At 41.6% G+C, this 13,017-nt stretch carries 11 protein-coding genes, 1 other RNA gene and 1 riboswitch; all 12 genes read right to left on the reverse strand.

Features of this window, described 5'->3' with window-relative positions:
- Window positions 1-9: 9 nt before the first annotated feature.
- Window positions 10-1,329, reverse strand: coding sequence for a xanthine permease PbuX (pbuX, locus tag CKW02_RS10070; RefSeq protein ID WP_003215893.1), 1,320 nt, complete (start codon window positions 1,327-1,329; stop codon window positions 10-12).
- Window positions 1,326-1,910 (reverse strand): xanthine phosphoribosyltransferase, encoded by a 585-nt coding sequence (xpt, locus tag CKW02_RS10075; RefSeq protein WP_003215672.1) that lies wholly within the window; start codon window positions 1,908-1,910, stop codon window positions 1,326-1,328. The genes pbuX and xpt overlap by 4 nt, the downstream gene beginning before the upstream one ends.
- A gap of 118 nt (window positions 1,911-2,028) precedes the next feature.
- Window positions 2,029-2,128: riboswitch (purine riboswitch) on the reverse strand.
- A gap of 136 nt (window positions 2,129-2,264) precedes the next feature.
- Window positions 2,265-3,770, reverse strand: a complete 1,506-nt coding sequence (locus CKW02_RS10080) for a carboxypeptidase M32 (protein WP_003216050.1) — start codon at window positions 3,768-3,770, stop codon at window positions 2,265-2,267.
- 128 nt (window positions 3,771-3,898) lie between these two features.
- Window positions 3,899-5,836 (reverse strand): ATP-dependent DNA helicase, encoded by a 1,938-nt coding sequence (locus CKW02_RS10085; RefSeq protein ID WP_003215827.1) that lies wholly within the window; start codon window positions 5,834-5,836, stop codon window positions 3,899-3,901.
- A gap of 74 nt (window positions 5,837-5,910) precedes the next feature.
- Window positions 5,911-6,108, reverse strand: coding sequence for a hypothetical protein (locus CKW02_RS10090; RefSeq protein ID WP_003215966.1), 198 nt, complete (start codon window positions 6,106-6,108; stop codon window positions 5,911-5,913).
- A gap of 105 nt (window positions 6,109-6,213) precedes the next feature.
- A complete protein-coding gene (locus CKW02_RS10095; RefSeq protein ID WP_095117830.1) occupies window positions 6,214-7,368 on the reverse strand; it encodes a THUMP domain-containing class I SAM-dependent RNA methyltransferase in 1,155 nt (384 codons plus the stop codon).
- A 110-nt stretch (window positions 7,369-7,478) separates the two neighbouring features.
- An RNA gene (rnpB, locus tag CKW02_RS10100) (RNase P RNA component class B) lies at window positions 7,479-7,862 on the reverse strand.
- A 61-nt stretch (window positions 7,863-7,923) separates the two neighbouring features.
- Window positions 7,924-8,229, reverse strand: coding sequence for a cell division regulator GpsB (gene gpsB / locus CKW02_RS10105; protein WP_003215578.1), 306 nt, complete (start codon window positions 8,227-8,229; stop codon window positions 7,924-7,926).
- Between the two features lie 75 nt (window positions 8,230-8,304).
- Complete coding sequence (locus CKW02_RS10110; RefSeq protein WP_308218259.1) at window positions 8,305-8,847, reverse strand: SLOG family protein; 543 nt, start codon at window positions 8,845-8,847, stop codon at window positions 8,305-8,307.
- 49 nt (window positions 8,848-8,896) lie between these two features.
- Entirely contained in the window at window positions 8,897-9,136 is a 240-nt protein-coding gene (gene cotD, locus CKW02_RS10115) for a spore coat protein CotD (RefSeq protein WP_034661015.1), read from the reverse strand.
- Between the two features lie 314 nt (window positions 9,137-9,450).
- Window positions 9,451-10,698 carry a ribonuclease H-like domain-containing protein gene (locus tag CKW02_RS10120; RefSeq protein WP_003215873.1) on the reverse strand — a complete coding sequence of 416 codons (1,248 nt, stop codon included), beginning with the start codon at window positions 10,696-10,698 and terminating at the stop codon, window positions 9,451-9,453.
- 22 nt (window positions 10,699-10,720) lie between these two features.
- Window positions 10,721-12,967, reverse strand: coding sequence for a DEAD/DEAH box helicase (locus CKW02_RS10125; RefSeq protein WP_003215710.1), 2,247 nt, complete (start codon window positions 12,965-12,967; stop codon window positions 10,721-10,723).
- Between the last annotated feature and the right edge of the window lie 50 nt (window positions 12,968-13,017).

The raw sequence follows: 13,017 nt of genomic DNA on the forward strand, positions 1-13,017 counted from the left end.
TTTCAGTGTTTACACAACAGATTTCTTAGGCTCTTCCATCAGGTCCTGCCCGGTTTCTTTTTTAAAAGGAATCATGTGATAAATAATATGAAGCAAAATAGCGGTAAAGCTACCGGCCACGATGCCATTACTTGTTAATAATTTGATTGATTCTGGCAGATGCTCAAACATTTGCGGCACGACGGTGACACCTAAGCCAATCCCCACTGAGCAAGCAACAATCAGTAGGTTTTCCTGTTTGGCAAAATCCACACGCGAGAGCATTTTAATACCGTAGGCAATGACCATCCCAAACATGGCAACCATTGCGCCGCCAAGAACTGACTTTGGAATAATCGTCGTAAATGCAGCAATTTTAGGAAAAAGTCCAAATAACATGAGCAATGCGCCTGTCACAACGATGACTTGATTTTTCTTGACCCCTGTCAACTGGATCAACCCAACGTTTTGCGAGTAGGCTGTGTAAGGAAAAGCATTAAAGATACCACCTAATAACACAGCAATCCCTTCTGCGCGATAGCCTTTCGCTAAGTCCTTCTCTTTTAATGAGCGGTTTGTTAGATCACCTAATGCGAAATAAACACCTGTTGATTCGACTAGTGACACAATGGCAACTAACGTCATCGTCATAATGGGTGCAAATTCAAAGGTAGGCATGCCAAAATAAAATGGTTCAATCATGCGGAAAACTTGAGCGTTCGCCACCTCAGCTGTTTCCACTTTCCCCATAAATGCAGCAACGGCTGTCCCAAGGAGAATACCGATTAAAATGGCGATCGCCTTCATAAAGCCTTTTGTGAATCGATAGAGAAGCACAATGATAAACAGCACAAGGAAAGCGAGGCCTAGATTTTCAAAAGAACCATAATCAGCACTTCCTTCTCCCCCTGCCATATTGTTCATCGCTACTGGAATAAGGGTAATGCCAATAATGGTGACGACAGACCCTGTCACGACAGGCGGGAAAAATTTCACAAGCTTCCCAAAGAAAAAGGAAAGCAGAATGATGATACACCCCGAAGCGATAATACTTCCATAGATAGACGAAATCCCGTATTTAGAGCCAATCGCAATCATAGGAGAAACCGCAGTAAATGTACAGCCTAATACAACAGGCAAACCGATACCAAAGAAACGGTTTTTCCAAACTTGAAGGAGCGTGGCAGCCCCGCACATGAAAATATCTGCTGAGATTAAGTAAGTCAGCTGTGCAGGTGTGAGGCCGAGTGCATCTCCCACAATGAGCGGCACAAGAACGGCCCCTGCATACATCGCCAGCACATGCTGAATCCCTAGCGAGAGCGTTTTGGCTTTTTTAGCTGCACTCATGATTGTACCTCTCGTACAAACGTGACTTTCCCTTCCTCAAGTGATTCAATCCGTGCAAGGGATTCGACGCGGTAGCCCATTTGAACAAGTGCATCTCTTCCCGGCTGGAATGACTTTTCAATGACAATGCCAAATCCGGCTACTTTTGCCTTCGCCTGCTTTGCGATTGCGGCAAGTCCTTTAGCGGCTTCACCGTTCGCCAAAAAGTCATCAATGATTAATACACAATCCTTTTCACCGAGATGCGTATTTGAGACAGCGATCGTGCTTTCTACTTTTTTTGTAAAAGAGTACACACTCGCTGTTAATAGGTTTTCTGTTAGTGTTAGTGATTGACGTTTTCGAGCAAAAACAACGGGTACTTGAAGAGCTAGTCCAGCCATCACAGCAGGTGCAATGCCCGAAGATTCGATTGTGATAATTTTTGTAATGCCATCATGCTTGAATAATCTAGCAAACTCTTGCCCGATCTCATGCATTAACACAGGATCAATTTGATGATTTAAAAAAGCATCTACCTTTAACACTTGATTTGACAGAACGATTCCTTCGTTCTCAATTTTTTGACGTAACAATTCCATCATTCTTCCTCCCAGCATATTGGCAAACATTTTCATTTTTTTGCATAAAAAAAGCATTGCTGTCCATGAGGAGCAAGCAATGCGAAAACGATCCACGGATCTTCAGCTCAAACAAGAGCTGTTTCATTTGCTCACTCATAGTCGGACGGTATCGGTGTCCGGTAGAAACTTGCGTGCCATCATCACGCGATTATATGAGTGTTATAGTGTTCAAATTATAACAAGATTTCAGACGCTTGGAAAGCACTTTTCTAGAAAAATACCGAACTTAAATAATAGATCAGATCAAAACGTTCGTTTTTAGAATATTCAAGCATCAAAAAAGCACCCTTCTAAGCAAAGGGTGCCTTTTATTTAAGATAAATACAGTTTCGTATATTTATCCGTTAAATAATCGATTAAATATTGTACATTTAATTCCTCACCAGTCGCATCTTGAATGATTTCAGAAGGCTTTTTGCGTTTTCCATGCTGGTGAACATGTGTTGTGAGCCATTCTTTTATCGGTGCAAAAGACCCATTTTGAATCAGCTCATCAAAATTCGGTAAATCTTTGATCATTTGGTGCTTTAGTTGCGCCGCATACATATAACCAAGGGCATATGAAGGGAAATATCCAAAGCTTCCATCAGACCAGTGAACATCCTGCAAGATGCCGAGTGCATCATTAGGAGGCGTAATGCCAAGATATGCTTTATATTTTTCATTCCACAGTGCAGGCAGGTCTTCGACTGCCACTTCTTCATTAAATATCGCTTTTTCAATTTCATAGCGGATGATAATGTGAAGCGGATATGTAAGCTCATCTGCTTCAATTCGAATATAAGTTGGCTTCGATTCATTCACTGCATGCACAAAGTCTTCTAAAGAGACATCTTTAAACTGCTCAGGAGACGCTTCTTGAAGCTTTTGATAATACGTTTTCCAGAAGTCTTCATGTCTGCCAATAAAGTTCTCAAAGAAAAGAGACTGTGATTCATGGATCCCCATTGATGTGCCATCACATAATAACGTTCCGCTCAGCGCCTCATCAATGTTTTGTTCATAGATGGCATGACCACACTCATGAATCGTGCCAAAGATCGCCATCCGAAAATCATGCTCATCATAACGGGTCGTCACACGAACGTCCCCTCTGCTCAATGTCACAGCAAACGGATGAACTGTTGTATCCAGACGTCCTGCGTCAAAGTCATATCCTAATTCTTTTAAGAAGAAAAGACTCAGTTCCTTTTGTTTGTCGATCGGAAAGCTTTTCGATAAAAATGAAGTATCCGGTTTATGAGGAGAGGCTTCGATTTTTTTCACGAGAGGAACAATGGCATCACGAAGTGCACCAAACTTTTGATCTAGCTGTTCAACCGTCATATCTGGTTCATAATTATTGAGCAGCACATCATATGGCGTTTGTTTCACGCCCCAATATTGAATAAAACGCTTGTTAAAATCAATGAGCTGTTTTAAGTATGGTGCAAAGAGTGAAAAGTCTGATTTCTCCCTTGCTTCTACCCAAACATGCTCTGCTTTTGATTGTAAAATCGAGTATTCTTTAAATTCTTCTTTCGGAATTTTGCTGTTTTCATCATACTCTTTTTGTGATAATTCGAGCGCCTTTTGTGTATCTTTTGACAGCTCATCTCGGTGTTTATTTAATGCGTGGAGAAGATCTCTCATTTCATCAGAAGTCTTCATATTAAAAATATCACTTGATAATTGACCGATCGTTTCAGCTCTGAAATCGGCGCTTTTTTTAGGCGCCTGTGTTCTAGAGTCCCAATAAAGTAAATGGAGCGCCTCCGTATAGTGGGCGATTTTTCCTAGTAATTGATAAAACGCTTTCTCTTTTGCTTCAAGACTCATACGTTTGTTCCCCCAATCGATAAAATATGTATGTACGTTTCAAGGCTACTTCAAGGAATGTTCTTTTGTCAATCAAAAAGGAGGATACGCAGATGGTATCCTCCTCTCTTTTCTCGTTCATATGTTATTTAAGATGTGATGATTGGCTTTACAGGCAGAACGGATTCAATTTTACTTTGAAGCTCTGTATCTTCCTTACGGTCAAAGTAAATATGAATGGTTCCTGCATCTTGGCTTGTCCGAATCAGTCTCCCAATTCCTTGTCGTAAGCGCAGCAGCATATACGGAAGATCGACTTCAGCACGAGCGTCCTTTGCTTCATTCCGTTTCGCCTCAAATACCGGATCACGAGGCGGGTAAGGAAGTCCCCAGATGATCACATTTGTTAATGATTGACCTGGAATATCTAATCCTTCCCAAAGGTGAACAGAGCATAACACAGACGTCTCATCTGCTTGGAACTTTTGAACAATTGTACTGATTTCCTCGTCTCCCTCAAAGTACACGTCGAAAGGCAGTGATTCATTCGATGCCTCAAGCTGCTTTCTAAAGAAATGAAGTTCATCAAATGAAGGGAACAAAATGAGAGACCGTCCTCCATTATCTTTCAGCTGAGTGATCACTTGCTGTCCTTTTACTTCTTGCTCTTGAAGCTGCTGAATCCCGTGGAAATAAATCTTCATTTGTTCATCGTAATCATACGGCGAAGCGACACTCATTGATAAGTAATCTTTAATCCCAAGACTTTCAGCTAAATAATCAAAGGATTGATTTTCAGACAATGTAGCAGAAGAGAAAATGTATGGTCTTTTTTGCGAGAATACCTTTTCACCAAGCACCTCTGCGACAGTCTTTGGCATCACAACAAATGTCGTATCTAATTCCTGCTTTTCAAGCCAGCTAATCGCATTTTTTTGATAAAGCGACAGAGAATACGCCATTTGTTCAATGTACTCTTCCACAACAGACAATTCGTATTGATCGATTGTATACATCTCTGATTCAAATACGAGTGCTTCTCCGATTTTTTCAAGTAAATCACACAATTCACTTGCTGAACGCTTCACCTCATCCACACGTCCAATTTCAAGTCGATGCGAGCCCTTGATTTCTTTGGCATGTGTTTTTAAGAGATAAAAGAACTCATCGTTTGTGGCAAGTGCATCTTCAACGAGCTCGGCAAACTCTTCGCGTATATCGTTTTGAAGCAGGCGCTCTAAAAAGGTTTCGAGCATTGATTGCTTCACTCGGTATGTCAGTGCTTTTTGTGCGGCAAATTCAAGAAGGTGGCCTTCATCAAATACAACGGAGCTATGTTCTGGAAGCAGCGGAAGCTGACCCTCGCGTTTGCGGGATTCCTTCGTCCACACATGCTCCATATAAAAATCATGAGAACAGATGATAAGGTCTGCTGCTTTCCGGTAATGATCTCTTGATAAATTCAGACCACAGCGATGACGCATATCGCACGTCAAGCAGTCCTGAAACGAGTCATAGCCAATGCGTGACCATTCATCATTGGATAGCTCTGGGTACTCTTTTCGATCACCGTACGGATAAAAGTTCTGCATCCCATGTGATTCATGAACAAACGAAGGAAGCGATTCATAAATATCGAGCCACTTCTCATCATCTTCACGCTGCATGGTTTTCTCTAATTTCTTTAAGCATAAATATTGATCATGCGATTTACTTAATCTCGCATCTATTTGAATATCAAGGTGATTGGCAATTTTATAGATATCACCCTCTTGTTTCACTAGCTGTTCAATTAACGTTTCGTCTGCACATGCAATAATCGCAGGTTTCCCTGTATACCTTGCATATGTGACCGCAAATAATAGGTAAACGATGGTTTTGCCTGTGCCTACCCCAGCTTCGGCAAACATCACACTTTTTTCTTTAAAGGCTCTTTCTAGTTGAAAAGCCATGAATATTTGTTCATCTCGAAGATCAAAGCCCTTTTCTGGCAAAATGTCATAGAACACATCACCAATCCAGTTGCCCAGTTCTTCGTAAAAATTATGTTCTTTTGATAATGAAAAAGGCAAACGAGATGCTGTCACCTGCTTCAACCCCCAACTTTTGAATCATTCAGACATTCTATAGTAACATTTATGCTGGGGAATGACAATCTTTTTTACGATCGCAAACGATGTTGATAGGTTTCTTTCATTAAAAATGCATGCTCAGAACGCTCTATGTAAGCCTGAGCAAGCGCTAAATCTTCGATGGCTGCTGTCAGCTGAGCAGATTGTCCACCTTCTTGCCCTTCAATTTCTTGAGCAGTCGAAGCGAGTGCTTTTTGGATTAACTGAAATTGATCATATTGTATCATGGAGACACCTCTTTTTTTAAAATCAAGTTCAGTTTATTCCGTCCCGTGAAGGTTTATACCTTTCTGGGATAAAAAAAGCCACACCTTCTGTAGGTGTGACATTTTTTATAATTCAGTTGTCTGTTTTCTAGGCGGGCGTTTTCCCCAATATTGGTAATAGTCTGTTTTAATAAAACCATTAAACAGTTTTCTCTTTTTCGTTGCTTTTCTACCAAAGCACTCTTCGAACTTTTCATGTGACGTTAAGATGTAAATGGACCATGTGTCTAGGCTTTTAAATGCTTCGCCCATTCCTTGATACATTTTTTCAACAGCTGGTTTATCACTGAGTCGTTCTCCATAAGGCGGATTTCCGACAATCACACCGTAATCTTCTTTTGTTTGAAAGTCTTTCACTTGCATTTGTTTAAACTCAATCAATTCACTTAGTCCCGCTTCTTCTGCATTCATTTTTGCAATGTCTATCATCCGGTGGTCGATATCACTTGCAATAATGTGGAGCGGCTGATCATAGTTTGCTTTTTCTTCCACTTCGTGACGCGCTTTGTTCCATACATCTTCACCAATCCATTCCCATGACTCGGACGCAAATTCCCGGTTAAATCCTGGGGCAATGTTTTGTCCAATCATGGCCGCTTCAATAGCGATTGTTCCTGATCCGCAGAAAGGATCAACAAACGGACGGTCAGGTGTCCAGTTCGTTAATAGCACGAGTGCAGCCGCAAGGGTTTCTTTAATAGGTGCTCCGCCTTGATCCATGCGGTACCCCCGTTTATGAAGACCTACACCAGATGTATCAAGCGTGAGCACAGCTTTATCTTTTAAAAGGGCAACCTCAATTTTATACTCAGGCCCTGTTTCTTCAAGCCATTCAGACTGTATGTTGTAAGAGGATATGAGCTTTTGCGCAATTGCCTTTTTGACGATACGCTGGCAATCCGGCACACTGGCAAGCTGTGATTTCACAGATTTACCGATGACTGGGAACGTGCTGTTTTTCGGTAAAAAAGAGGCCCAGTCAATCGCCTTTGTGCGTTCAAACAGCTCATCGAAGGTTTTTGCCGAAAATTCAGCAACTTGTACCTTTATGCGGTCTGCTGTACGCAGCCAAAGGTTCGCACGGCAAATCGCAAGAGCGTCTCCTTCGAAAATCACTTTTCCGTTGTCTACTGTGCAGTCATAGCCAAGGTCTCTTACTTCTTTTGCAACAATCGCTTCAATTCCCATTGGAGCCGTTGCGATAAGTGTATAGGTTTTCATTGATTTATCACCTGTTTTCTCGTCCTTTTATGTATTCCAAGATAAAAGCTCTCCATATGTTGAAATAGGAGAGCTTTGTTTTCATCATGTTTATCATAACGGATATAACGTTCTGTAAGCCATGTTTTGTTCCATTGTACTGCAAACGGCAAATGCCTCGTACTCAGGTGGTAATCATCTATCTACAGAATTCTCTGTCCTTCTCTCCGTTTGGTTCCTTTGAGAAAGTTCCCCTACCAAGTTTGGGTTTCTCGCTCGAGGGGTTTACCGCGTTCCACTCTCACCATTTCTAGTGAGACTTCGTCACTGTGGCACTTTCAAGGATACTTTGCCATATCCTAAAAGGACGTAGGCATTTTTCCTGCCGTCAGCCTTTCCCAGGCTGCCCTGGCTTATTTTTTCGCCAGGCACGAACACTACGGGCATCTCAGCACCGTGCGAGCATGGACTTTCCTCTGCAATGTCTAAAAGCATTGCAGCGATTACCCGAACGTTAATCAACAAGCGTTATTATAAACGACAATGACATCAGGCACAAGCTTTTTTCAGTAAGGCTCAATCATAAAGTTTGCTGCCGAAAACGTGTTTCTCAAGGTTAGATAGTCTTTTTAAAATATCAGAGTTTGTTGTATTAGACTGTGCAGGCTGTCTTTTCCCTTGCTCAACGGCTTCCTCAAGCTGTTTAGACAAATGGAGGTTTTCTTGTTGAAGCTTTTCGATTTCTTGGTTGAAGGACTCATAGTCTTTAATGACCATATCTAAAAATTTATCGACTTCTTCTTGTTTGTATCCTCTGACACCTGTTTTAAATTCTTTTTCTAAAATTTCTTTTGCAGAAAGCTTTACTTTATCAGCAAGCATCTTTTTCACCTCATATCGTGAATTCATAGTATATTTTTTCAGAAATACGTGACGTTGTCAAATTTTCTCTTGCTTTTAGTCAAAAAACGGATCTTCCGCCTCAACTTGCGCTCTCAAATCATCCATTGTGATGTACATAATGTGGTAATCGGTATAGTTTTCCGCTTCTTTGATCATGTACTTTGGCGAGCCATCATGCTCCGGATCATAAAGGGCGAGGAGTCCATCTGTTTTTTCAATAAAAAAACGGTTCTTTTGTTTAAATTGTGCCGGACTTTCATACGGTCTATGCGTGACACTTTCTACAAAATCAGCCTGTGCAAGAATTCCTTCATACAACTCTTTGTTTTGTTCATTCCAGCGCTCTTCCTGTTCATAAAATGGCGTAATGACGGCAAGTTTTAACGCTGGATACTCCTCTTGAAGCTCAAATACCACTTCAGCTGTCCAGATTTCTGCCCCAAGCTGGCCTGATATGAGAACCCATTCCAGGCCTTCTTCAATCAGGGCTGTCAGCCTTTTTTGAAGCTCCGCTTTTATGTATTGAAGTGCAGGCTCGTCTTGTTTGAATATCCCAAGTTCAAATGGCTTGTACCCTGTGACAGCAATAATTTTCATTTTTTCACCTGCTTTTAAAAAAAGGGACTTATAAAAGTCCCAGTTCACTTTATCTGTTACAGCAAGGTCCACCGCAGTTAAAGTGTTGATGTGTTGCTGGGTCCACCTGAGAAAACGTATGCGGGAAGTAGTGAACATGTTTGAAATTTTGATGGTGTACATTTGTCACATGTTGCGGATGGATATGCGGCACAATTGTTGTTGAATCACTGTGTGTACAGCAATGATTCGTCGGATGAACAATTGGCTGTGTAACATTCGGTTGGCAATGATGATGATGATGGTACATGTAGCATTCCCCTCTCCTTAATTTCTTACATTAACAATGTATGAATTAAGAGGTGTACATGTACTAATGCATTAACCTATTTTAAAAGTTTGCAAGGAAAACATCCTTATAGTTTGAAAACACAAATGCGACCAAAATGACAACAAGAAAAAACAAGTAGAAAAGACCTTTATACATGCTCTACGCTCCTCATTCAATATCTAACGTTATTTTACAGGATTCATGACTTTTCTACAATAAAAGTGCTAAACAATTTTTATTTTCGGCCGAGAGCCGAACGTTGTCATGTTTTGCGCTTTCCCGGGCAATAATGTTTATTGCCCAGCTTTTCTCAAAAGTCGTTTTTTTCGCTTTTCAAGTTCTTCTATGTCTCGCTGACTTAACGATGAGAATGATAATAAAGATTCAGTGATGGATAGAGCAGAGCTTGCATCTTTTTCTCGATGTTCTTTATACTTCGCAAGCTCTATACCCGCTTTTAATGCTAAATGGAGATCGCTTGATTCAAATAATACCCCCCATATTTGAACCGCTTCATCCCACACGTTTTGTCGTTTATATTGCAAGGAAAGATCATAAGACGCCTGATTCGCATGCTCAAAATCAGCATCCGTTAATTCTTGCAAATGCTTCGTTGCTTCCTGTACATCACGATGAGCAAGATGCCACCTAGCGAGCGCATACTTCTCATTGTATTCCTTTACCGCATCCTCAGATAGTATTTTTTTGGATAGATGGATGTAGAGGCTGATTAACGATAAGACATCTAGTTCATTATGAGTCAAGATTCCTTCAATCAGCTTTGGGTTTTGTTCCTTTAAAAAAAGAAAATAAATCATCGGTGCCAAAAACCCCGGTGTGTCGTTTTCACGCTGCACGTGCAGCTCTTCTTTTTCCACAACGGATAGCGCCATTCGTTCATATTTATGCTTCCACAATCGTCTTGATCCGTGCAATAGATCAAAATGGCCGAATTCAGGAAGTGCAGGGATTTGATCTCGTAAAAGTGTATGTCTCGTTTTCACTTGCGGCCAATCGAACGATTTACCATTATATGTAACTAACGATTCTACATTTACTTCATCCAGAAAGCTTTTGTAAAGAGCCACTTCATTTCCTGGATTGGTGAGCAGGTGTTGTTTCACCACCACTTTGCCTGAAAAGACACGTGCGTGTCCAAGCAAGAAAATCATATTTCCTGTACCGCCAGATAATCCTGTTGTTTCAGTATCAAAGAAAAACAGCTCGTGCGGCTCGTACCCTTTAGCCGATAGCGAATGCTGGATGCCGCTTTCGTTCCATTCCTCGATGATCTTCGGCAGTTCCGCAAACGAATAGCGTCCATGCTGATCATCTAATGAATAGGTGACTTCCCGAATCAGACAAAAGGAATCCTCAAAATGATAAGGAGACACACCTAATGCTTCCCATTCTTTTAAAAATGGGATATTTTCTGAAGTTACAGGCTGAGGTTGTCCTTCCGATGTTTTCTGCCGGTTTTCATGTGTCTGATTGTGTGATAAATGCTTTTTCATTCTGTTTAATTTCCCTTTTAAAGACATGAGCAGGTGTCCCCTCCTTTCCTTAAAATACGGACAGCAATTCAACGATGCTGCTTTTTCCGTTGACCTCTTTCATTTCCATGCCAATGCAGGATGGACAGCCATTTTCACAGCGGCACCGCTCAATGAGCTGTATGGCTGCGCCTGCTATTTCATCGAAGCGAGCTTGTACTTCCTTACTTAAGCCAATGCCGCCAGGATAATGGTCATATAAGAAGACCGTCGGTTTTCCGGTATGTGCCGCTTTAATTTGTGAAACCACATGAATATCAGAACGGTCGCACATCACAAAAGCAGGTACAATGTGCTGAAGAACATTTGCGATGCCTAGCAGCAGCTGTTCAAGTGTTTTCTCTTCAAATCTCCGCTCTGCCTCGCGTAATTCAAACCAAGCAGCACTCGTATGAATTTCTTCTTCCGGTAAGTGAATCGGTCCAGACCCGATATTTTCACCGGTACTTAGTCGGATTTTTTTAAAAATCGTCGGCATTGCGTTGACGGTCACATCACCATAGTGAACAGATACAGCTTCCTTCTCTGTCGTCTGATCGATTTCAAGCACCTTCAGTTGGACGGCTAAATTCGCATCTGTATAGTATTCTACATCTACTTGTTTCACATAAGCCTTCAGATGCTCGTAATCTAGCTTTTCCACTTGATACTGAACCCCTTCGTGTAAATAAATGGCTTCATCATGAAGCAGCGTCATCGCACTGAAACGGTCCATCTCTCCAATAATCCGAACATTTGCCACATCTGATTGATCCACAATCACGACATTTTCCTGGCTTGCAGATCGAAGGCTGATGCCATGCGCCGGGAACGATTGATCTGACCAATAATACCGATTCCCGCTAAAATGGAGAACGCCTTCCTCATGTAAGTATTGCAAAATCTCTTCTACGTCCATACCGCCAAACTGTTCATCCTCCCGAAACGGAAGCTCGTAGGATGCACATTTTAAATGATCCACTAAGATAATGAGGTTTTCAGGGTTAATTCTGGCAGCTTCAGGTGGTCTATTAAAGAAATATTCAGGGTGTCTGACAATATATTGATCAAGAGGTGCGGAGCTTGCCACCATAATAATAAGTGCTTCCTCATGACGCCTTCCAGCACGGCCAGCCTGCTGCCATGTACTCGCTACACTGCCAGGATACCCGGTCATGATACAGACCTTTAGCTGACCTATATCCACACCTAATTCTAGTGCGTTCGTACTGACGACACCTAGAATGTCTCCTTCTCTCAATCCTTTTTCAATCACACGCCGCTCTTTTGGTAAATAGCCTCCGCGATATCCACGAATTGATTTTGGGCCGATCTCTTTTTTCACTAGCTCTTGAATATGACTTAAAATCACTTCAACTCTTACTCTGCTTCTAGCAAAAACAATCGTTTGGATTTTTTCCTTTAAAAAAGTTTTAGCCAGTTGATTAACGACAGTGGCGGCACTTTGTCTAATATTTAGTGGTTTATTCACAACTGGCGGATTGTAAAACACAAAATTCTTTTTACCGCTAGGTGCCCCGTTTCGCTCAATCAAATGCATCTTACTTCCCGTTAGCTGCTGCGCAAGCTCTTTTGGATTCGCAATCGTTGCGGACGTACAAATGAAAATCGGATCACTTCCATAAAATGCACAAATTCGTTTTAACCTGCGAATGACATTGGCCACATGACTGCCAAATACGCCACGATATGTATGAAGCTCATCAATGACAATATACTTCAAATTCTCAAACAAGCTGACCCATTTCGTATGATGAGGCAAAATGGCTGAATGCAGCATATCCGGGTTTGTGATGACAATATGTCCTGCTTGTCTGACTCGCTGCCGAATGGCGGGTGAGGTATCCCCGTCATATGTTTCACTATGAATCGGAACATCCATCTCGTGGATGATCTCGTTAAGTTCACTCTTTTGATCTTGTGCGAGCGCTTTTGTTGGGAATAAATAAAGGGAGCGGCTTGTCTGATCTTCTACGATCGACTGAAGGACAGGCAGATTGTAGCAAAGTGTTTTACCTGAAGCTGTTGGTGTGACAGTTACCACATGCTCCGCGTCCATCACACGTTCAAAGGCTTCCTTTTGATGAATGTAGAGTTCGCTCACGCCTCGTTTCTCAAGCGCCTTTTTCAGCTTTTCGTGCACTCTTTCAGGTACCGGAGAGGTCTGTGCAGGCTTCGCTTCGATTTCATGCCAATGTTCTACCTGTTTGTCTTTTTTTAATTCTTTTATGAGTTCGTTCATTGTTTTCTTTTTCATATCGCATCACCTCTCTTACATAGTGTACCGAATATTTGTTTGCATGACTA

It is taken from the genome of Bacillus pumilus (genome assembly GCF_900186955.1).
Lineage (GTDB): Bacteria > Bacillota > Bacilli > Bacillales > Bacillaceae > Bacillus > Bacillus pumilus.